This is a genomic window from Planococcus sp. SE5232, assembly GCF_050686535.1.
Lineage (GTDB): Bacteria > Bacillota > Bacilli > Bacillales_A > Planococcaceae > Planococcus.
The window spans coordinates 263,743-285,748 of record NZ_JBOGCP010000003.1; the positions used below are offsets into that span (position 1 = coordinate 263,743).

Below are 22,006 nucleotides of genomic sequence, written 5' to 3' on the forward strand. Positions count from 1 at the left end.
TGGTGGAATGATTGAAGTCCGATTGCCGCAATTGGATGAGGATGTAGAGGAGAGTTTAATGGTCCTCTGGTTTGTATCAGTTGGCGATTTCGTGGAAAAAGGACAGCCATTAGTGGAAGTCCAGACGGAAAAAGCCGTTTCCGAAATAATCGCTGAAAGCAGCGGAACCATACAGGAAATTGCGGTCAAAAGAGGCGATTCTGCAAAAGTCGGAGATGTGCTGGCAACCATCGATCCTGAAGGGACTGCCGGAAAAGGAACAGCCCAGGATGAACCGCCTGCACAGGAAGCGAAAGCCGAAACAAACGCTGATAGCCAGGCATCCAGCAGCTTCGTGCGAGTCTCGCCGAGGCTAAGGCGGCTGGCAAAAGATCTCGGAGTCAATCTGGAGACGGTTAAAGGAACAGGAAAAAACGGCAGCATCACGGAAGAAGATATCCGGGACGAGTCGGGGCTTTGAAACAACGGGACTTGCACTCTAGTAATCCCCTGGCAGGCATACCAAGAAGGAGACGGCCCCAAATGAGACCGCCTCCTTTTTGTGCTGCCTGCCATGAACGAAGAATCCTTTGAAGCCATAAGCAACGTCGTTTTTGCCATTTCTTCCGATTTTCGAGACACTGCATCGGTGTCATGGACCTCAACTTTACTGTGCTTTCTTCCGGAATGATCGGCGTATCGATGAAGCCCGGTGTCAGTGAGATCAATGGGAATGGATTGACAAAGTAATTACAAGTTGACGGCTAACCATCTGCAGAAGAAAAACAGCCTGCTTTTCCTCTAAAACGCTGCAAGCTGTCGTATTTATATTATGAAGATCATCCACGGTAAAGCGGAAAATAGTCAGGATTCTCAATAGCGCCTCTGCTCAACTGATAATCCGACAGAAGCTTGTAGGCCATTTCGTTGCGGATTTTCTTGCCGGTCAGGATGTCCAGCGGTGTGGTTTTCGTGAACCCGCGCTTGAAGCGGTATAGCTCGTCGCTTGTAGCTCCGCCAAGATGCAGTTGTTTTTTGTTATGCTCGACTCCCCAGCGGCAGCCTTCGTTCAGCACCAGGCTATTGCCCGCGACGCAGAAAAATTCAGGGTCATTCGCCGCCAGATGGTAATGCAGGAACTCCCTGTGATGCACATACAATGATCCCGAAATATAGTGGCCTTCGTATTTCGCGTAGACGATGAATTGTTTGCCTTTCAGCAAAGTGAACGATTCCGCCAGCAACTCTTTCGAGAACCGGTAATGATTCGGAATGTTATTCCGATTCGCCATGATTTCATAGAGCCTGTGAAACTCATCAACCGTGGAACCCGTATAGTCATACTCAATTTCCACGTTATTTTTCAAAGCCCGGCGGACTTGCTGGCGCGTGCTGGATTTGAATTCTTCCATAAAATAATCGTCCACGGTCAAGTCGATGTACATCGATATTCCACGGTTGTCGATGCTATAGATTTCCTCAAAGTCTTTGGCATTCTTCACCCATGAATTGAAGCGGACGTACTCCGAAACGATGTGATGGTCCATGCAGTATTCTTGGAATGCGGCATCGAATGCTGCCACAAGCTCTTTTTTTCTGCCTGCTGCACAGCTGATGATCAACGGTCCACCTGGGCCAAAAGGGGTGATGGTATCGTAGTATGTGATGCCCACTACTTCAATTGGGATCGGCCGCACAACAAATTGGTAATGGACACGACCGAAGTCCGTCACAAACTCAAAAACCTCATTTTTCCCTTTCTCCTGTTTCGCGTATGCACTGCCCCATTCCGGTAAGAAAAAGATGTCAGGCAATAAAGAGGGCGTCTTAACTGTCATTTCATATTTCCTCCTTTGGATAGCTGCAAGCTAAAGCTCAGAATTTCATATCGAGTCTAAATTGATGATAATCAAAGAGGGTTAAAACTAAGTTAAAGCCGGGTTTAATGTAAGTTTGGATAAGCTCTGGATCAAAACGTTTATAGATTACTCTTTTTCTCTCACGTATATCAGAGCTTACTCGGCGTACCAGCCGTTTTATCTCCCAGTCTTACTTTTCAACAAGGACCTCTTGTCTGCTGAAAATCGATTTTGGACAAAAAAAAATACAGGACATTGCGATGATCCATTGCAATGTCCTGCAGTTGATATTTATATGTTTTTTGAATTTAGGGCTCTGTAAGTGAAAATCCATCACACCATTTGCCTAGTTGTTTCGTTTATCCAAAGCTTTCACCAATTCTTCAGCCAATGCTTCAGAAGAAAACGGGTCACGCCCGGTCACTAATTGGTCATTGCCCCAAACCACTTTTTGCTCAGCGGAATAATTAGCCACTTTGCTCATCTCACCTTCCAAGCTGAATGGCAGAATCGCCGGAAGCCCTTCCGGTTCGACCGCTTCCGGATAGCCTGTTACGTCCAAGCCGGAAATGATGCTTTTGCCATCCGGACGTTTTGTCCAAAGCAATGGAGCCGGGCCGTGGCATACGGCTGAAACAATGTTTCCATTGTCGTAAACGGCATTGATGATTTTATGCAAGGTTTCGTTTTCAGCCAGGTCATACATCGCTCCGTGGCCACCCACGATGAACACCGCGTCATACTCTTCCGGAATGACTTCCGAAAGCTTTTTGGTGTTGTCCGCTAATCCCGATTCATACATTTTTTTGTATTTGCCTTCCGGGTCATAGTCTTCGCTGATGCTGGCTTGGTCGAGTGTCGGTTTTCCACCTTTTGGTGAAGCCAGGTCCATTTGATGCCCTGCTTTCTCCAATACCTCCATCGGCGCAAACAATTCTTCGGCCCACCAGCCGGTTTCGTAATTATTTTCTGTATCTTTATGTCCACTTGATAACACTGCTAATACGTTAGCCATTTTAAGTTTCCTCCTTTAAATCATCCTGACACTAAGTTTTCCCGAATATTTTCCCGCTTAAACAAACTGACAACTCCTGTGAATTAAGATTACTCCTCCACACCTTTTCTCAGCCACTTCGCCGTCAAGGTGTCCGACTGGAGCATCTTTTCCGGCGTTCCTTCAAACAACACTTCGCCGCCTTTTTTGCCTCCGCCTGGACCCATTTCGATGACCCAGTCGCTCGCCGCGATAAAGTTTAAATTGTGTTCAACGAGGATGACCGAATTCCCTTTGTTTACGAGGCTTTGGAAAACGTCCAATAGATGATCATTGTCTTTTGTGTGCAGGCCTAATGAAGGTTCATCCAACAAATAGATTTGCCCTTCTTTTTTCAGGTGGCTGGCAAGTTTGAGGCGCTGCACTTCTCCACCGCTCAACGAACTGGTTGTCTGTCCGAGTGTCAGGTATCCCAATCCGACATCTTTTAAGGTATCTACTTTTTTGACGATTTTCGGCATTTTCAAATACCGATTGGTTTCGTCGATCGATAGTTCCAATATCTCCACAATATTTTTTCCTAAGTGTCGATACGACAGCGCTTCATCCGAATACCGCGTGCCTCTGCAGGCTTCACACGTGACGGTCACGGGATCCGCAAAAGCTACGTCCGGCGTGGTGACGCCTTTGCCCTCGCAGACCGGACAGGCTCCTGTCGAATTAAAGCTGAACAAGCCCACCGGCTGTCCCGTTTCTTTGGCCAGAATCGACCGGATGTCGTCCATGATTCCCATGTAAGTAGCAAGTGTCGAACGGCTGGAAGTGCCGATGCTGCCTTGGCTGACCGCGATGGTTTCGGGATAGTTCTCCATAAATGCGCCGAACAGCAACGAACTCTTGCCGGATCCTGAAACGCCGCATACCGACACGAGGACGTTTTTCGGAATGTCCACACAGACATTTTTTAAGTTGTTGGCCGAAGCATTTTTGATTGAAAAACTGTTTTCTGCCTGTCGCGGGGTTTTATTCACACTGACCTTATGATCCAAATCGGTGATGGCTGAAGCTTTCTTTAACCCTGCCTGTGCACCTTGATACACCACTTCGCCGCCGCTCACTCCAGCTCCAGGACCCATTTCGATGATTTCATCTGCCGTTTTAATGACTGCTAAATTATGTTCGATCACGACGACGGTATTGTGATTGTCTCTTAAATTTTTCAACATATGCGTCAGCATGTCGATTTCTTCCGGATGCAGCCCTGCGCTGGGTTCATCGAAAATATACGTGATGTTGTTTAAACTGCTTCCTAAATGGCGGGCAATTTTCACGCGCTGCGCTTCCCCGCCTGACAAGGTTCCCATTTTCCGTGCCAGACTCAAATAACCCAGCCCCAAGTCGACCAGCTGCTTTACATTCGGAAACGCTTGCTGTGCAATTGATGTTCCGACAGGGTCGTGTATTTTCGCCAGTTCCCCCAGCAATTCTGTCAGCTCCAGATGGTCGTATTGTGCGATATTCAAGCCGTTGATTTTGCATTCCAGCACTTTCGGATTCAATCCCGAACCTTCGCAGGTAGGGCACGGGGTGTGCGTCGTCATCGCTAAGACATCTTCCTGGGACGTTCTCTTCAACTTCGTGAGATCGCGATTAATGTACAGGCGAATAAAGCGCGGAAGGATGCCGTCCCATTCGATTTCCGTAGTGCCATCTTTGTAATAATAAGTTCCAAATGCCCGCTCGCCTTCCGGCGGTCCGTAGACTAGAAGATTGTATTTTTCTTCCGGGAAATCTTTTATGGGGAGATCGGGGTCGAATAATCCGCCGTCCACCATCCATCTGCCCTGCCAGCCGGGCGGCGCCAGCGGCTTGAATCGCACTGCAGAGTCCCGGAGCGATTTCGTGTGATCGATGATTTTGTTGATATCGGGTACAACGATTTCCCCGAAGCCGTTGCATACCGGACAATTGCCGAAAGAACTTTCACGCGAAAATTCGGTGGCTGATCCGATCGGCGGACTGCCGATCCGTGAAAACAACAGCCGGATTAAAGGATCAATATCCATATAAGTCCCAACAGTCGAGCGGGAATTGCCTCTGATGGGTTTCTGTTCCACGACGACAACCGGGCTTAAGTGCTGCATCAAGTCGGCATGCGGCCTTTCGTACCTCGGCATCAGATGCCGGATATACAGTGGATAATTCAACGTCATTTGTCTTCTGCTTTCTGTTGCTAAGGTATCAAAAACGACGGAGCTTTTTCCTGAACCCGACAAGCCGGTAAACACATTTATTTTTTCTTTCGGGATATTTAAATCGATATTCTTCAAGTTATTTTCTTGAAGACCTCTCAAAATGATTTCATCTCTTTTATCTGCCATCTTAACATTCTCCTTTTCCAATCAATCAAGGAATTACCCTACTTTTAAAAGGTTTCCCTATTTTAGCTTGGCTTACACCATTCTCTGTTTAAGCACGATATCACGTTTGGTCCTTGCATACAGCATAATTTGATTCACAAAAAATCCTTAAAAAGAAAAAGATACACCCGCAATCGTGTTGCAGCGGGTGTGTTCTCGTATGGAATACAAATTGTCATGTAGGGTCTGAGATGAGTATGCAAGTATACCGAAAGTGAATCCCAACATTCCAAAAACAAACCCTATAATTCCGAAAGTATCCATCGAATCCCTCCTATCCTATTCATTAAGCCGTAAATTCATTTTCTTAATGGGCTGAATTGTCGTTTCGTTTAAAAATAGACTGGGTACATAGGAGGCAAATACAAATTCTGGAGGAATCAGCCGTGAAGAAGAAATCGATTCCCGTATTATTGGCATTCGGGTTATTGGTCGCATCCCCCTTCTCCTTTCATCCGGTGGAAGCCACAAGCCATGCATCTGCAGCTAATGAAGACAAACTGCCAGCCCGTCTTGCGAATTTAATGGACATTGCCCCGGAACATCAGTTTATTTTGCGCAATGGAAGTGCACGCATTGAAGTGGAACTCCTCCAATGGACATTAGATCATTATGGACTGGAAACAGCGGTTGACGGTATCTTTGGTCCTGAGACAGAAAGAAATGTCCGGCAGTATCAGAAGGACAAAGGCTTGAAAGTCGACGGCATTGTCGGTACGTATACGTGGGCGGCGTTATACGGGGAACATGAAGAACCTGTAGACCCAGAAGGGAAATTGCCCGCCGAGCTCAGAAACTTAATGGATATTGCACCGGAGCATCAGTTTATCCTGCGTCAAGGAAGTGTGCGCATTGAAGTGGAACTTCTCCAATGGACATTAAATGAGTATGGTCTAGAAACAGCGGTTGATGGGATCTTCGGACCTGAAACCGACAGAAATGTCCGGCAATACCAAGCAGACAAAGGCTTGAAAGTCGATGGCATTGTCGGCACGAATACGTGGACGGCCATATACGGAGAATATTAGAAAACTTCATTTCCGTAGTGTTGTTCGTGAAGGAAATTCATTTAAGCTTTGTGCAAAGTTCACCAACATAAGAAATGCCCATCCGGAAAAGCGGTTGGGCATTTTCATTTCCAATTAAACAAAACCGCTTCCCAGGGAAACTAGTTAATCTTAGATTAAAAAACAGACGAAGACAGATGAAATGATTTCAGTATGCCGGACTGCTATACTCCTCTATATGCAAACCTGCAGTTAATGAAAGGAAGTTATATAGATGAAATTAAGCGTATTGGACCAAGCACCCGTCACGACAGGAAATACGGCAGAAGATGCGATGCAAAAAGCGGTGGAACTTGCGGTTCTCGCCGATAACTTAGGCTACAGCCGGATGTGGATGGCTGAACATCATGGCTCCGGCGCATTTTCCAGCTCAGCCCCCGAAGTTACGGCTGCCTACTTAAGCGCAAAAACAGAGAGGATTCGAATCGGCACTGGCGGCGTAATGATGATGCACTACTCACCTTTGAAGCTGGCTGAAGTGTTCAAGACATTGAGCGCATTGGCACCGGGCCGCATCGACTTCGGTGTCGGACGTGCCCCGGGCGGCGACCACAGTTCCATCTACGCCTTGTCTCAAGGACGACGAACGATGACCGATGATATGTACGGGAAATTCGACACGGCGCTGAAACTGATCAACGACGAAACACCCGAAGACACTATGTACAATAAAACCATCGCTTCCCCAACAAATATCAAACTGCCGGAAGCCTGGCTGCTCGGCTCAAGCGGCAACAGCGCACTAGAAGCTGGACGAATGGGTGTCGGCTATTCGTTCGCCCAGTTTTTCAACGGCGGCATGACGAAAGACATTTTAGATTCCTACCGGGCACATTTCTCGCCTTCCGCTTTTATGGAAAAGCCCGAGATTTCGGTATCGTATTTAGTGACAACGGCTGAAACGGCCGAAGAAGCGGAATACGAAGCATTGCCGCAGGACATTGCGCGTCTGATGTTGATGAAAGGCCGCATCATGCCGCTCATGACACCTGAACAAGCACAAAACTCTGCGCTTTCAGAAATGGACCGCATGCAAATCCAGGAAAGCCGTAAAATCCATTTGGTCGGTTCCGCTACAGACGTGGCAGATCAATTACAGCGGGAACAAATCGAGTACGGTTTTGAAGAAGCGATGATCTGCAGCATCCCGCATTCCCAGGAAAAACGATTGGATGTCTACCGTTTATTGGCACAGCAATTAATTTAATGGACTGATGTAGAAAACGGCCGTGCCAGAAACTGAATAGTTTCCCGCACGGCCGTTTTAATTATCAGACAGATTTTCTTCTATCAGAGTTTCTTCTATATAAGATATTTCTTAATATGTGTCTTTTATTCCAATCAAAGTTAGTTTTTTGTCGCATGTGAATGAATAAAGAAATTTATATAACTAAATATTTCCAAACATAAATTTACTACACCCTAGTATTTACCTTTCATCTCATGTTATAGTCATCTGTGGAAAATAGCAGGAAAGATTTAGAATATGGGAATTCAGGGGGAGCGATTAAATGGATGTCGTATTTGTTTTATTGATGCTGGTTGCCTTATTGGCTTTCGCTGCGAGCATTGTCATGTTGCTCGTCAGTGCTTTGTTCAAAAAGGGGCTGTCTGTTAAGCAAGCTGGTCTTGCGGCTGGGCTTTCATTCGCAGTACTAATCGGTTCCGGTATCGGCGTCGGCTCTACAGCAGAAGAGGTCGAACCTACAGCTGGCGTCGATAGTGAACAGGTGGAAGCGCAGAAAGAAAAAGAAGATGAAAAACAGCGTATCGCCCTGGAAGAAGCCGAGATCCAGGCTGCAGAAGAAAAGGAAAAAGAAGAAGCACGCTTGGCAGCTGAGAAAGAAGCCGAAGAAAAAGCGGCGGCTGAGGAGCTTGCGAAAGAGAAAGAAGCCCAACTCCAAAATGAGCAGTTCGCAGGATACAAACTGATCGAAGTGGATGGCGGCGATTTGTCGGGAACGCGTGAAGCCAAAATCGTCGCTGACATTGGGTATGGGGACCGTGAATATTGGGCCTTTACGAATGAACACGGGCAGCTGGAGCGTGTCGTTGCGGACGAAATCATTGTACAGGATGACAGCAGCGAAACTGTCTTATCGTCCGGCAGGTATTACTCGGATGAGGCAAAGGTTCCGGGCGTCGAAAGTGATGTATTAGATGAAGGGCATGTCATTGCAGATTCTCTCGGAGGTGTGGCGAACGCCTATAATATCACCCCGCAAGAAAGTACACTCAACCGGCACGGTGATCAAGCCTATATGGAAGACGCAATCCGTGACGCAGGTGGAGCGACGAATTTTGAAGCCATCATCACCTATCCGGATACGGAAACGCAGATCCCTTCAAGTTACCAGTATACCTATACGGTAATGGGCAACGAAGTCGTTGATGCTTTTGATAACATAAACCCCGATGAAGTGAACGCGTCTCTCGGTTTGACGGACAGTGAGCCGGCTGCTTCAAGCAGTTCAACTACAGAGACTGAGCCTGCCGAGTCGCCCACTGCAAACACAAGCGGTGATGTATCCACTGTCGATACAAACGGCAATGGACAGGTGACGATCAAAGAAGCAAAAGCAGCGGGTTTCAGTATGCCCATCACGAGTGATCATTGGTTATATCCCTATATGCGGGATAATGATAACGATGGAATGGTCGGAGAGTAAGTTCATGTAAGACTGATGCAAGGTTCACCAAATTAAGAAATGCCCATCCGGAAAATCGGACGGGCATTGTCGTGTTCTATTAAGGGCCGAGCAACCAGCCGTGAATCAGTTTGTCGAACGGCTGCTGGTGCTTTGACCATTACCGCTGTTACAAGACGATCGGCGCTTTTTTTGCTTCTTGTTTAAATGTTCTTGTAGCTTTTACTGCTTGTTTCCAGCCGTCGTATAAGTGTTCACTTTGTTCGGCAGGCATTTCGCTGGTAAACGTTTCATCGATTTGCCATTGCTTGGCGATCTCTTCTTTGTCTTTCCAGAATCCAACTGCGAGTCCTGCCAGGTAAGCTGCACCCAGTGCTGTCGTTTCCTGGATCATTGGGCGTTCCACCGGAACATCCAGAATGTCGCTTTGGAATTGCATCAGGAAATCATTCGATACCGCACCGCCATCTACACGCAAGGTTTTCAATTCAATGCCTGCATCTTTGATCATGACGTCCACCACATCTTTTGTCTGGTAAGCGAGTGATTCAAGTGTCGCCCGGATAAAATGTGCTTTCGTCGTGCCGCGCGTCAAGCCGAAAATTGCGCCTCGGGCATCTGTGTCCCAATAAGGAGTCCCTAGGCCGACAAATGCCGGCACCATGTAGACGCCGTCCGTTGATTCGACCGATGTGGCGTACGCTTCACTTTCCGGTGCCTGATCCAGAATCTTCAAACCGTCACGCAGCCATTGAATGGCGGAACCGGCAACGAAGATACTGCCTTCTAACGCATATTCCACTTTGCCGTCAACGCCCCAAGCCAACGTGGTCAATAGGCCATGCTCAGAAACCACCCCTTCTTCGCCGGTGTTCATCAGCATGAAACAGCCTGTTCCGTACGTATTTTTTGCCATCCCTTTTTCGAAGCATGCCTGCCCGAACAAAGCAGCCTGCTGATCGCCGGCCATGCCGGCAATCGGAACTTCATGGCCGAAGAAATGATAATCAACTGTATGGGCGTAGACTTCAGATGACTGGCGAACTTCCGGCAGCATGCTTTTCGGTACGGTCAGAATGTCCAAAAGCTCCTGATCCCATTCCAAATCGTAGATATTGTACATCAAAGTGCGGGATGCGTTGCTGTAATCCGTGACATGGGTTTTTCCGCCTGACAACTTGTAAACAAGCCAGGAATCAACCGTTCCGAACATCAAATCGCCATTATCCGCTTTTTCGCGCGCCCCTTCCACATTGTCCAAAATCCATTTGACTTTCGTACCGGAAAAATAAGCATCAATGAGAAGGCCTGTTTTCTTGCGGAAAAGTTCTTCATGTCCTTGTTCCTTCAACTCTTTGCAGATGTCGCCTGTCTGGCGCGACTGCCAGACAATCGCTTTGTAAATCGGCTTCCCGGTGTTGCGATCCCAAACGACAGCGGTCTCGCGCTGGTTCGTGATCCCAATCCCTGCAATCTGGTCTGGGTCGACATCCGCTTTCCGCAATACGCCCGCCATACAAGCTAAAACAGAAGTCCAGATTTCATTGGCGTCATGCTCCACCCAACCCGGTTTCGGGAAAAATTGTTCAAACTCCTGCTGCGCTGTTTCAACAATTTCCCCTTTATGGTTAAACAATACCGCACGTGAACTTGTTGTTCCTTGGTCGATCGACAGGATATAATCTTTGCTCATTTTCTATTCCTCCTCGTATGTGTTTTATGGACGTACTTTTGTCATTTCGCTGTTTTCTACTAAGGTATCTTCAATTTCATTGGCCACTGTGTAGCCTTTCTTCAGTTCGGCGTTCGCCGCTCCGAATAAAATTAACGCCATGATTGCACTGAGTCCCCAGAAGAGCAGGCTAAAGTCGCCTGTAAACATGGCCTTGTAGAAAACGGCTCCATAGATACCGCCGAAAATCGGCCCGACTACAGGAACCCAGGCATAACTCCAATCTGAACTGCCTTTGCCTGGAATCGGCAGCAACGCATGTGCAATCCGGGGGCCGAGGTCACGCGCCGGGTTGATGGCGTATCCTGTAGGACCGCCGAGCGACATACCGATGGCAATGATCAATGCACCGACAATCAATGGATTCAAACCTTCCGTGAATTGGTTGGCACCGATGAACAATAAGCCCATCACAAGAACAGCGGTTCCGATGATTTCACTCACCAAGTTCGAAAATGGGCTACGTACAGCAGGTATCGTAGCGAACACACCCAGTTTTGCACCTTGGTCTTCTGTGCGTTTCCAATGCGGCAAGTAATTTAAAAAGACGATAGCTGCCCCGATGATAGCACCCAAAATCTGTGCTGCTATGTAAACCGGCACTTGCGCCCAAGGGAAATCGCCTACTGCGGCAAACCCAAGCGTCACCGCCGGATTTAAATGCGCTCCCGAAAAACCGCCTACTGCATAAACCCCCATCGTCACTGCCAATCCCCAAGCAATCGTAATGACTATCCAGCCACTGTTTTCGGCTTTGGAATCTTTTAATACCACCCCAGCGACTACACCCGCCCCAAAAATAATCAGAATCATGGTACCGATCACTTCTGCTAAAAACTCCGACATCCACTATCACTCCTTTTCTTTTTTAAAGTAAAAACCGTGCAACTGGCCAATAAAAAAATTCGCACTCAATGAAAGTCCTCCTTGGTAGAAGTACTCATTGATGTGCGAATCTCTAGGCTCCAACACAGCTCTTAACTTGTTATCTATAAGGTATACTTAAAAGAAAGCGCTGTCAATACCAATTTTAGAATTTTCAGGGAAATAGTAAGAAGTTGATTTCCGAGTTGTTTTTCGAACTTCTGCTGATTTTATTTTTTTCTGCATGAATTGATTCGTCTAGAAACCCATCCTATGCCCGGGGCTCTTCACTTCTGCTGGTTGTTGGTTGTTTTACTCCGAACCTTTACGATCTGTCGAAAAGGGATTAAAACACACCTGTAAAATGATGCTACAGGTGTGGCTTTAATGCAAAATCCGGCTTTTTAGATTTATCAACCCAAAAGCCAAACTATAATCTTTCTACTTTCCCAACATTAGCCGCGCCTGTATTCTCTTGGCTCTTCTTCATCTCAAGCATCCATTTCATCAACAATTCACGGTCCACCAAACGCACCCTGTTGGATGCAGCCAATTTTTTAGCCGGCTCAGTATAATAGCTATTGGTGACCACCCAACATTCATCTGCGTTAAAGTGATTTTTGGCAGTCGAGATTTCCTGGACGGCCTTTAATCCCACATTCTTTTTATAGCGCTTGGCCTGTACCACAATCTTTTTATTTTTGGCCGATAAGATGAGGTCAGCTCCGAAGTCACCAGTAGTCGGTGTTAATTGAACCTGGTATCCTTTTTCGCGGAACAGAACCCGAAGATACTCTTCAAACTCTCTTCCTGTCATTTCATCTATATTCAAGATGCCTGATTTTTTCAGTTTATTGTATCTCAATGTCTTTTTCATAAGTCCCAGCAACGCTGAACTTATGAAAAAGAATGCCAGAATTCCAATTAACATAGGATTGGCAAGCACAACATTCCACATCATCTCTAGTCCCATTCCAAAACCTTCGGTAAACTCCATAATTTATTTGTCTCACTTTCTTTATGTAAGTTGATTTTTTCGCTCCTCAGAGAAAAAGTTAACGCTTTAGTTCATTTACAATTCTTTGAAGTCCCGTTAAATTCCCTTTTCCCAAGGTGGCATAGTAATTGATGTGCTTTTGTGCTGCAGTTAATGCCCTTTTATAGTATTGCTCTCCGAAATCTCTTCGGATACTTTCAAATAAAAATCTGTTTGTTTCATTATTAAATGCCCTCTTGTATTCTTCTCCATTCATCATGGCTAAAAAAATCGTGATATATGCTTGAGCGGATTCTTCATTCATTCCAGAAACGCGATTGATTTCACTTTTCCCATCATTTCTAGTCAATTGTCCCGAATAAACTTTCTTTGCTATCGGATAAGCTTCTTGGCTCATTTTCATCGTAATTTTCATCTTCTCTTCCCCCTTTTAGTTAATCCATACATTCTTCAACTAATCTATTCACTAAAATTTCTTACTACTCAATCCATGAGTAAATCGTACCATAAAACTTAATTTTTAATACATAATTTTTCCAATTTCAATAAATAAATTTAGTTCATCCAGGAAATAAGATACCTAATATTAAGTACGTAGAGTTCCCATAAACGATTATAAGATTCCTTTTCAAATAAAAACCGCCGCCGGAATAGCTTCCGGCGGCGATTTTTCAAATGTGACAATTGAATTAAATTAAATAAAGCCAATACCGGCTATTCACACAGCGAATGGCGAGTACCCATTTTAAAATTCTTCATGCGTAGCCGGGTCCATATCAAACAGTCTGCCATCTGGACGGGTTAGTTGTGCGATCGCGCTCATTTCGGTTTCGCTTAAGGCAAAATCAAAAATGGCCAGGTTTTCCCGCTGCCGCTGAGGAGAAGTGGAGCGCGGAATCGAAACAGAGCCGATCTGGTATTGCCAGCGCAGCACAACTTGTGGAATGGTCTTATTGTGAGTTTCGGCAATTTTGCGCATCGTTTCGTTCGACAGGATATCTGCCGCTCTGGCAATCGGACTCCATGATTGCGTTTGGATACCGTGCTCCGCGTGTACGCGCCGCTGTTCTTCCTGATTGAAGAACGGATGCAATTCCACTTGGTTTATACTCGGCGTTACCCCGGTCTCCTGAATAATACGACCCAGATGCTCAGGCAGGAAATTGCTGACGCCGATTGACCGGACAAGCCCCCATTTCTTTGCGTCAATCAAGGCCTGCCATGCTTCAACGTAGAGGTCTTGATTCGGAAGCGGCCAGTGAATCACGTAGAGGTCGAAATAATCCAGCTTGGAACGGTACAGCGATTCCTGAATCGCCACCAGCGCTTTTTCATAACTATGGTACCGTCCTGGCAGCTTGGAAGTAATCCACAAATCTTCACGGGAAACGCCGCTGCGTTTGATGCCTTCTCCCACCGCTCCTTCGTTCTCATAATTATACGCCGTGTCAATCAGGCGATAACCGGCATTGATCCCACTGCTGACTGCGTTCGCCCCTGCATTGCCCCACAGTCCATATGTACCGAGTCCCGTAACAGGTAAAGTCGTTCCGTCGTTCAATGCCACTTCTGGTATTGCTTTTTCCATCTGCTTTCACTCCTCTCATTTCTTTTTTCAGATTACGCTTACATCACTGCAAACTCAAACTTTTCGACCCTCGCTACCCATGCCGCAGTCTCCACTAAAACACAATTGGCTCTGAATGAAATTCAGTTGAAATCCAAACTTTCTCTACTATTATGAATTGGTGTACACTTAACTACATTCCCATAAAAAGTTAGGAGCCCTCAGATGGAGACAACCTCTTTTAAATTAATTGAAGCGACAATCAAAGAAATTCAACAGGCCTTTCAGGAAGACAGGCTGACTTCCGTGGAATTGGTGCAGGCTTATCTCGACCGCATCGAGACATTCGACCGAAATGGGCCGAAGATCAATTCCGTCTTAACCATCAATCCAGACGCACTGAAAATCGCAGCACAGCTGGATGAGTTGCGCGGGCAGGATGGTCAAGGACCGCTATACGGCATTCCCGTGTTGCTGAAAGACAATATCGAAACAGCGGACCCGATGCCGACGACAGCCGGTGCCATCGCCCTGGAGCGGAATTTTGCCAAGCAGGATTCCTTTGTCGCTGCGCAGCTTCGGAACGCAGGTGCCATCATTCTCGGCAAAGTGAACCTGAGCGAATGGGCTTTTTTCATGTCGAAAGAAGGTGTGAGCGGCTACAGTTCACTTGGCGGGCAAGTGCTGAACCCTTATGGCGTCGATACCTTTAAAGCAGAGGATGTCGGCGGGTCGAGTTCAGGGACCGGCGCTGCCATCGCGTCGAATTTCGCTGTTGTCGGCGTCGGTACCGAAACTTCGGGATCGATTTTGAGCCCGGCGAGTGCCAATTCCATCGTCGGCATCAAGCCGACAGTCGGGCTCGTCAGCCGCTCCCGCATCATCCCGATTTCCGAAAGCCAGGATACAGCAGGACCAATGGCGCGCACGGTCGCGGACGCCGCAATCCTGCTGGGCGCCATGACCGGCGTCGACGAACAGGACCTGGCGACACAGGCAAGTGCCGGGCGAGCTTTGGCCGATTACACCCCACACTTGAAGACAGATGGCTTGGAAGGTGCCCGCATCGGCGTCGATTTAACCTTCCTGAACAATGAAGAACCGGAAGAACTGGCCATCATGATGGAGGCGATCGACCAAATGAAATCGTTCGGCGCGATCGTCGAAGAAGTGACGATTCCCCAGCAGTCATTCGAATCGGACGTCTTGTGGTATGAATTCAAGCGAGGCGTCAACGCGTATCTTGAAACCGTGCCGGAAGAGGTGCCGGTCAAATCACTGGCGGATGTCATCGCGTTCAATAAACAAGATCCCGAGCGCCGCATGAAATTCGGCCAAGAGGAACTGGAAAAGTCGCAGTCCTTAAGCGACGATCCGACTGACCCAACGTACGTGGAACACCGAGAAATCGATGTGCGCTCCTCCACGCTAGATGGGCTGGATCTTGTCATGAGTGAACATCAGCTGGATGCGCTGTTATTCCAAAATAACCGCGGTGCCGCGAAGCCGGCAAGAGCGGGCTATCCGTCCATCACTGTCCCTGCCGGCTACACGAGCAGCGGGCATCCCGTCGGTGTCACGTTCAGCGCCCAGGCTTTCAGAGAACCGCGCCTGATTGAACTCGCCTACTCCTATGAACAGGCGACCCGAAAACGGCAGGCACCCGTTCTTCAAAAATTTGTTTCTTCCGCGCTGCCCAATTCACAAAGCTGAATAATTGTAAAAAGACACATCCGCAGTCATTCTCTTGCGGGTGTGTCTTCGTATGGAATACAAATTGTCTTGCAGTCTACCCAGAGATGGATGATATACTGAATTACAGCAAAAATACTACATAAAAGATGGTGGCTAACATATGAAACGATCCTTCCAGGGCAGTCGAATTTTAAAAACAGGCATAGCGATCTTTTTGACAGCCACTATTTGTTTATGGTTCAACTGGCCTCCTGTCTTTGCGGTTATCACGGCCATTGTGTCGATTGAGCCGACTGTCAGCGATTCGATTAAAAAGGGACTTGTACGATTCCCGGCATCTGCGATCGGTTCGGCATTCGCTGTTCTGTTTATTACACTCTTCGGCAATGCCCCGATCACTTATACACTCGCTGCTGTTTTCACTATTTTAGTCTGTTACAGACTAAATCTGCACGCCGGCCTGCTCGTTGCCACATTGACATCTGTCGCAATGGTCGAAGTCATCCACGATCATGTACTGATCTCTTTCTTCATTCGACTCGGTACAACGACTGTTGGTTTGCTTGTGTCCGTCGTGGTAAACATGCTCGTTTTCCCGCCAAACTACCGGACAGAAATTCTAAAAAGCATTCAAATCATCAGTGAACGTGCAGGAACGATGCTGGAACATACCTTCCATACGATTCTCTTCGAGGGGGACGCAAATCTTCAACAAGATAAGGAACTTGTGAAACGGTTGACGACGGAAATCAGAAAAACAGAGAAATTAATCCATTACCACCGGGATGATTTCAGTCTATACCCCCGGATCCGTGACCGGGAAGCCGGGCTTCGCATGGCGGAAAGGCAATTGCTCTTTTTACATAACCTGGAATTCCATTTGAACGCGCTGCTCCGCATTCCGTTGCATAGCATCAAGTGGTCACCAGCTGAGCGGAATATCATTATGCGTGCCGTCGCAGAGCTCGCGGACGACTTGCAGCATTCCAATGAATACGATCACGAAACGCATCAGCAGCAACTAAAAATCATCACCGACTTCTTTTGGGAAGACAGCAAAGGCATCTCGACAAGCGACGCCATGCACCCGATCCTATTCCCGCCGGAATTCAAGATTCTTTACGAACTCATCACCATTTATGATTTGGTCGATAATTTCTTTGACCCGAATAGTGTGAAGGCTGCGAGGGAAGCAGAGAAGTGATTGATTTAAAAAAGGCCGTGTCGGAAAATGAATTGTTTCCGTTACGGCCTTTTTATATTGGGGAAATAGTCTTGAACCTAGTTCAACACAGGAGCAATTTTAATGATATAACAGTTTTCAGAATCCCTATGTATAGTCTTAATAGACGTGGATGACGATTTACGAGGTGGACTTGCATAAAAGCATTTTCTTTGGATATCCAAAGAAAATGGATTTAATCGAATGGTTAGATGAAACACTCGATCCATATTGGGATTATTACCAACTTGAAGGGCAAGACGGAATCTTTTCTGCCGAAATTTATCATTACATGCAGCAACTAGTGGAACTCCAGGAGACGATCCGCAACTGGGAACCGGATCATCGAAAGTATGAAAAATAGTTAAAGACAGTCCATGCTAAAAAGAAGTAACCGCCCTCCCTGCAGGATTGTAGGGGTTACTCTTAGAACATCTCCAATTTGGCCAGCTGTTCTTATACGGATTGCCCTGCATCGGCGAGTATTAACGCACTCGGTTTTTTGCAGGTCTGAATTATAGCCCATTAAGTTTTAGGCTCGATTATTTATAATCAATTCGGCTCTGCTTCTCCAGGGAGCGACACAATTAAAAGAAAACCCCTTAACCGTTTAGAAATGATTCTTTACCAGGGATAAGATTTTCATTTCTCCCCTTCAATACTTCCTCACGCTGTAGACTTTTCGGCTCGGCAACTCAAGACAATTCAACTGTCCGCCATAAACCGCGCCTCCATCAATGCCGATAATCCGATTGTCGCCAAAATAGACATCATTATTTCTTGTCCCGCGCATTAAAAACGCCGGTGTATGGCCAAATACTACGGTCTTCTCTCCCGAATAGACTTTATAAAATTCATCGCGGATCCACATCAAGATCGCCGGGTCTGTCTGCCCAATCGGCGTATCCGGCTGAACGCCCGCATGCACAAAAATGAAGTCATCCGTTTCATGGTAATAGTCCGTTTCCTTAATAAAATCGATGTGCTCCCAAAAAACAGCTGCCGTTGGAAGTGTCATGTCTTTTATGGATGGATCATAGCTTTGCAATGTCGCAAGTGCCCCATTCCTTGCCCAGATCTGCTTCGCACCGGGTTCATCGTTTACAGCGTCCAGCATCATTTGATCATGATTGCCCCTTAAGACAATAGCACCCCGCTTTTTCAATTCGATGACCCGCTCCAAAACCCCTTTTGAATCCGGGCCGCGGTCCCCGTAATCCCCCAGTAAAATCAGCTGATCTCCGACGGCGTCATATTCCGCCTTCTGCAGCAGCTCATCAAAAAGTTCAAGCTCTCCGTGAATATCGCTGATGGCCAAGATTCTTTTCATCGTCTGCACCCCTCTGCACTTGTTACTCCTTATATTCCTTTTTGCCGGATAAAAATGTCTCTCGGACCAGATTTTAATTTCCTGCGGAGCGACACAGCAAGAGTCGTTTAGAACTTTCTATTTGTGTAGGGCATGATTCTTTGAATGTTCAGTAGTCCCTTGACTCCCCTTATGTTCAACCTAATTCTCACACATTTTTTTCCGAATGTATAAAAAAACACACCCGCAATTGGAATCCAGCGGGCGCGTTTGTGTATGGAATCTAGTTTATGATTTGAATCCTTTTTCAGAGGGGCGTGATTTCGCATATGCGTCTTCCTTCATTGAATCCTCTGGAATGACTAGGTTCAATACAATAGCAACAAAACAGGCGATTGTTATTCCAGATCCGCCAAACAACAACTTAATAACTTCTGGGAATGCGTTCATCGCATCGGGTACTTGACTTAATCCGAGTCCAAATACTAAAGACAATCCAATGATGATCTTTGCTCTTTCATTTAAAGGCTCTGACGTCAATATGTCTATGCCTGTTAACGTAATCTGAGAAAAGATAATGACTGTGGCGCCTCCAATAACTGCTGGTGGCATTGTAGATACAAGAGCTCCAATCTTAGGGATAAGACCAGCCAATATTAAAAACGCAGCGCCAACAGCTACGACTTATCTACTCATTACTTTTGTAAATGCGATCATTCCTACATTTTGACTAAAAGATGTATTTGGCAAAGAATTAAAAATCGCTCCCAGAGAAGATGTAAAACCATTTGCTATTACTGAGCCGGAAAGCTCATTTTCTGTGGGTTCTCTGCCTGCTCCCCCAGTAGTCATTGCTGTAACATCTCCAACTGTCTCAACAGATGTCACGATAAACATAATTAACATAGGGAGTATAGCTCCCCAGTAAAATTCCATGGGGAAATAAAAGGGTTGTGGAACTGAAAACCAGCTAGCTTCTCTTATTGCTGTAAATTCCACCATCCCCAGTGGCAAAGCCACCATATAGCCAATGACAATTCCTATTAAAACGGTTTTGTTCATTTTGCTACCTCATCCCTTTCAATTCAGCTATCATCCATCTACTACTGATTTCTTCTTTTTTCTTATGCAGTATTATTATATATCTTGAATTAAGTTCAACATAGGGAAGCAGTTTTATTATTCACTTTAAGAAAAATTAAAATAGACTTTGTCAACTTTCAAGTAAAGAATATTTGTGAGTTGCTCCGCCATATATTGTGGGGAATGAAGAAACTCACCCTCAATCCATTGCTTGATCATCCCGAGCACGGCATAGGCCTGGTAACTGGTAAAAATGTTTTGATCAATTAAAGAATCACCAGTTTCTTTATAAATATTTGTAGTTGCATTTTCCAAAAATCCTTTAAGAATTTTGGTGAATTCGTTTTGGAAATTTAAACTGTTTTCATTAGTTAATAATACTTGATAATAGTATTGGTGTTGATGGACATGTTCAAACAGTGTAAGAGTAGATGGTAAAACTGACTCGTCAATTTGGAATTCAGAGCCGCTCTGGTAAGGAGCTTTCATAGCGGCAAGCAAATCATAGGCTGACCTTTTAACCACTTCTTCAAGAATTTCTTCTTTTTTATAATAATGATAATAGTAAGTACTGCGATTAACACGCGCCTGAAGCGTGATATCCGATATGGTGATCGTTTCAAATGGCTTTCTAAGCATCAAAGTAACCAGCGCTTTTCGGATTTTCGACTTTGCACTAATATGTCGGCTTTGCATTCATCTATCCACCTGCCCTTTCTTTTCTTTTAGCACTGACCAACAATTCCTTACTAATTTGTTGGTTGAGTCTTTCTTTCATTATATTAGACTGAGGGATAAGAGCGATATTAAAGCGCTTTCATAATTTCGAAAATTTCATCATAGGAGGAATTATTATGTCGAGATTGGATGGTAAAGTAGCAATTATTACAGGAGCTGCAAGCGGTATGGGATTGGCTGGCGCACAATTGTTTGCAAAAGAAGGAGCAAAAATCGTTGCCACAGATGTGGTAACTGATGCTTTAGAAGAAAAAGTGAATGAAATCAAATTGAATGGCGGAGAAGCAATTGCCCTTCGTTTAGACGTATCACAACCTGATTCATGGAAAGAAGTTATCGAAAAAACTATAGAGACCTATGGCAAAATTGATATCCTCGTGAATAATGCAGGAATTCATATTGCCAAGGGCATTTTAGAAGCCGAAATGGATGATTGGAATAAAGTAATGGCCATCAACTCTACTGGCGTATGGTTAGGGATGCAGGCAGTTATTCCTCATATGCAAAAAAATGGAGGAGGTTCAATTGTCAATACATCTTCAATTGCAGCAATCCTTGGCGGTATGGGCGATGGGCACGGCGCAGCGTACAGCGCCTCTAAAGGAGCAGTCCGCGCATTGACTAAACATGCAGCCCAGTGGTTTGGAAAAGATAATATCCGTGTGAATTCAGTTCATCCGGGCGCAATCTATACAGGCATGGTTGAAAAGGCAGGCATTAAATCTAGAGAAGAAATGGGCACAAATTATGAAGGCCGATCAGCTTTACCACCTTATGCTGGAGAAGCTTTAGACATTGCGAACGCTTATCTATACTTAGCCTCTGACGAATCTAAATATGTGACAGGTTTAGAAATGGTCGTGGACGGCGGATGGATTTCCCGTTCGTAACAACTTTTAACTAAACGCAGTGCATGGTCAAACTCGGTTAAACCTATTTCCTTCTTTGGACTCCTACCTAAAGGAGAAGATCTATTATTGCTTCCAAAATTAAAAATGAAGGAGGAGAAATTTAAATGAACAGATTAGAAGGTAAAGTTATTTTGATCACTGGCGGTGCTCGCGGTATGGGAGAAACAGGTGTACGCAGATTGGCAGCTGAAGGGGCAAAAGTGGTATTCACGGATATTTCGGAAGAAGCAGGTAAACAACTTGAAAGTCAATTCAGCGAAAACGTTAGCTTCTTCAAACAGGATGTATCAAACGAACAGGACTGGAAAGATGTAATCCAACATACTGAAGAAACATTCGGTCCATTGGATGTATTGGTCAACAACGCTGGGATCGACTTGCCGGCCGAAGAAATTGAAAAAGTGGAAACCGCTTCTTATCAAAAAGTTATCGATGTCAACCAACTTTCGGTCTTCTTGGGCATGAAGCATGCTACAACTTCCATGCGAAAAAATGGCGGTGGCTCAATCGTCAATATTTCTTCGTTGGCTGGCATCATTGGAGCTCAGCAGAAAATTGCTTACACCGCTTCAAAATTCGCTGTACGCGGAATGACAAAAGCAGCTGCTTTGGAACTTGGACAATATGGCATCCGCGTTAACTCGGTACATCCCGGCTTTATCAAAACAGCTATGACAGAGGGGCTTGTCACACCGGAACTCGAAGCGAGCTTCCCGCTTCGTCGTGCGGGTGAACCCGATGAAGTGACGAATATCGTCGTCTATCTTGCTTCAGATGAATCCAGTTATTCCACTGGTGCCGAGTTCGTCATAGATGGAGGACTGGGGGCACAATAACAAACCAGATGAAGTTAAATAAAGCTATGTCGAAGGGTCATGAAAATGACTTTTCAGCATAGCTCTTTTTCTTTTTTAAAAGAAG

The 22,006-nt window shown here is 45.8% G+C and carries 19 protein-coding genes and 2 pseudogenes; 9 read left to right on the forward strand and 12 right to left on the reverse strand.

Annotated elements, in window-relative coordinates:
- Positions 1 to 7 precede the first annotated feature (7 nt).
- Positions 8 to 460: a biotin/lipoyl-containing protein gene (locus ACRC6Q_RS12500; RefSeq protein ID WP_223635368.1), complete on the forward strand. Its 453-nt coding sequence runs from the start codon at positions 8 to 10 to the stop codon at positions 458 to 460.
- Between the two features lie 80 nt (positions 461 to 540).
- On the opposite strand, the pseudogene ACRC6Q_RS12505 reads toward ACRC6Q_RS12500, so the two are convergent.
- The 4 genes and pseudogenes from ACRC6Q_RS12505 to ACRC6Q_RS12520 all read right to left on the reverse strand — a co-directional run.
- Positions 541 to 701, reverse strand: a pseudogene (locus ACRC6Q_RS12505) (short-chain dehydrogenase); the annotation flags it as partial.
- Positions 702 to 818: 117 nt separating this feature from the next.
- The gene (locus ACRC6Q_RS12510; protein WP_431466683.1) at positions 819 to 1,817 is read right to left on the reverse strand and encodes a GNAT family N-acetyltransferase; all 999 of its coding nucleotides are present in this window, start codon (positions 1,815 to 1,817) and stop codon (positions 819 to 821) included.
- Between the two features lie 367 nt (positions 1,818 to 2,184).
- Positions 2,185 to 2,853 (reverse strand): type 1 glutamine amidotransferase domain-containing protein, encoded by a 669-nt coding sequence (locus ACRC6Q_RS12515; RefSeq protein WP_431466684.1) that lies wholly within the window; start codon positions 2,851 to 2,853, stop codon positions 2,185 to 2,187.
- A gap of 89 nt (positions 2,854 to 2,942) precedes the next feature.
- The gene (locus ACRC6Q_RS12520) at positions 2,943 to 5,213 is read right to left on the reverse strand and encodes an excinuclease ABC subunit UvrA (protein WP_431466685.1); all 2,271 of its coding nucleotides are present in this window, start codon (positions 5,211 to 5,213) and stop codon (positions 2,943 to 2,945) included.
- 425 nt (positions 5,214 to 5,638) lie between these two features.
- Between ACRC6Q_RS12520 and ACRC6Q_RS12525 the strand changes: the two genes are divergently transcribed.
- The 3 genes from ACRC6Q_RS12525 to ACRC6Q_RS12535 all read left to right on the forward strand — a co-directional run bounded on the left by ACRC6Q_RS12525 (position 5,639) and on the right by ACRC6Q_RS12535 (position 8,988).
- Complete coding sequence (locus ACRC6Q_RS12525) at positions 5,639 to 6,280, forward strand: peptidoglycan-binding domain-containing protein (protein ID WP_431466686.1); 642 nt, start codon at positions 5,639 to 5,641, stop codon at positions 6,278 to 6,280.
- 253 nt (positions 6,281 to 6,533) lie between these two features.
- Positions 6,534 to 7,526, forward strand: coding sequence for an MsnO8 family LLM class oxidoreductase (locus ACRC6Q_RS12530; RefSeq protein ID WP_223635353.1), 993 nt, complete (start codon positions 6,534 to 6,536; stop codon positions 7,524 to 7,526).
- A gap of 304 nt (positions 7,527 to 7,830) precedes the next feature.
- Entirely contained in the window at positions 7,831 to 8,988 is a 1,158-nt protein-coding gene (locus tag ACRC6Q_RS12535) for a DNA/RNA non-specific endonuclease (RefSeq protein WP_431466687.1), read from the forward strand.
- 148 nt (positions 8,989 to 9,136) lie between these two features.
- Here the strand turns inward: ACRC6Q_RS12535 and glpK are convergent, their stop codons facing one another.
- From glpK to ACRC6Q_RS12560, 5 genes are all read right to left on the reverse strand, one after another.
- On the reverse strand, positions 9,137 to 10,660 hold the full coding sequence (gene glpK / locus ACRC6Q_RS12540) for a glycerol kinase GlpK (RefSeq protein ID WP_431466688.1): 1,524 nt from the start codon (positions 10,658 to 10,660) through the stop codon (positions 9,137 to 9,139).
- A 24-nt stretch (positions 10,661 to 10,684) separates the two neighbouring features.
- Positions 10,685 to 11,545, reverse strand: a complete 861-nt coding sequence (locus tag ACRC6Q_RS12545; protein WP_223635345.1) for an MIP/aquaporin family protein — start codon at positions 11,543 to 11,545, stop codon at positions 10,685 to 10,687.
- A 448-nt stretch (positions 11,546 to 11,993) separates the two neighbouring features.
- Positions 11,994 to 12,560 carry a restriction endonuclease gene (locus tag ACRC6Q_RS12550; protein ID WP_431466689.1) on the reverse strand — a complete coding sequence of 189 codons (567 nt, stop codon included), beginning with the start codon at positions 12,558 to 12,560 and terminating at the stop codon, positions 11,994 to 11,996.
- 58 nt (positions 12,561 to 12,618) lie between these two features.
- Positions 12,619 to 12,975, reverse strand: coding sequence for a hypothetical protein (locus tag ACRC6Q_RS12555; protein ID WP_431466690.1), 357 nt, complete (start codon positions 12,973 to 12,975; stop codon positions 12,619 to 12,621).
- Positions 12,976 to 13,305: 330 nt separating this feature from the next.
- Positions 13,306 to 14,148, reverse strand: coding sequence for an aldo/keto reductase (locus ACRC6Q_RS12560; RefSeq protein WP_431466691.1), 843 nt, complete (start codon positions 14,146 to 14,148; stop codon positions 13,306 to 13,308).
- A 204-nt stretch (positions 14,149 to 14,352) separates the two neighbouring features.
- Between ACRC6Q_RS12560 and ACRC6Q_RS12565 the strand changes: the two genes are divergently transcribed.
- The 3 genes from ACRC6Q_RS12565 to ACRC6Q_RS12575 all read left to right on the forward strand — a co-directional run bounded on the left by ACRC6Q_RS12565 (position 14,353) and on the right by ACRC6Q_RS12575 (position 17,408).
- Positions 14,353 to 15,840 (forward strand): amidase family protein, encoded by a 1,488-nt coding sequence (locus ACRC6Q_RS12565; protein WP_431466692.1) that lies wholly within the window; start codon positions 14,353 to 14,355, stop codon positions 15,838 to 15,840.
- A gap of 142 nt (positions 15,841 to 15,982) precedes the next feature.
- Positions 15,983 to 17,026, forward strand: a complete 1,044-nt coding sequence (locus ACRC6Q_RS12570; RefSeq protein WP_431466693.1) for an aromatic acid exporter family protein — start codon at positions 15,983 to 15,985, stop codon at positions 17,024 to 17,026.
- A 208-nt stretch (positions 17,027 to 17,234) separates the two neighbouring features.
- On the forward strand, positions 17,235 to 17,408 hold the full coding sequence (locus ACRC6Q_RS12575; RefSeq protein ID WP_223635337.1) for a hypothetical protein: 174 nt from the start codon (positions 17,235 to 17,237) through the stop codon (positions 17,406 to 17,408).
- Positions 17,409 to 17,699: 291 nt separating this feature from the next.
- Here ACRC6Q_RS12575 and ACRC6Q_RS12580 read toward each other — a convergent pair whose 3' ends face one another.
- The 3 genes and pseudogenes from ACRC6Q_RS12580 to ACRC6Q_RS12590 all read right to left on the reverse strand — a co-directional run bounded on the left by ACRC6Q_RS12580 (position 17,700) and on the right by ACRC6Q_RS12590 (position 20,132).
- The gene (locus tag ACRC6Q_RS12580) at positions 17,700 to 18,374 is read right to left on the reverse strand and encodes a metallophosphoesterase family protein (protein ID WP_223635335.1); all 675 of its coding nucleotides are present in this window, start codon (positions 18,372 to 18,374) and stop codon (positions 17,700 to 17,702) included.
- Positions 18,375 to 18,641: 267 nt separating this feature from the next.
- A pseudogene (locus ACRC6Q_RS12585) lies at positions 18,642 to 19,415 on the reverse strand (uracil-xanthine permease family protein).
- Positions 19,416 to 19,541: 126 nt separating this feature from the next.
- Positions 19,542 to 20,132, reverse strand: a complete 591-nt coding sequence (locus ACRC6Q_RS12590; RefSeq protein WP_223635329.1) for a TetR/AcrR family transcriptional regulator — start codon at positions 20,130 to 20,132, stop codon at positions 19,542 to 19,544.
- Between the two features lie 158 nt (positions 20,133 to 20,290).
- On the opposite strand from ACRC6Q_RS12590, the gene ACRC6Q_RS12595 reads away from it, so the two are divergent.
- Positions 20,291 to 21,064, forward strand: a complete 774-nt coding sequence (locus ACRC6Q_RS12595; protein WP_223635325.1) for an SDR family NAD(P)-dependent oxidoreductase — start codon at positions 20,291 to 20,293, stop codon at positions 21,062 to 21,064.
- Between the two features lie 125 nt (positions 21,065 to 21,189).
- Complete coding sequence (locus ACRC6Q_RS12600; protein ID WP_223635322.1) at positions 21,190 to 21,921, forward strand: glucose 1-dehydrogenase; 732 nt, start codon at positions 21,190 to 21,192, stop codon at positions 21,919 to 21,921.
- Positions 21,922 to 22,006: the final 85 nt, after the last annotated feature.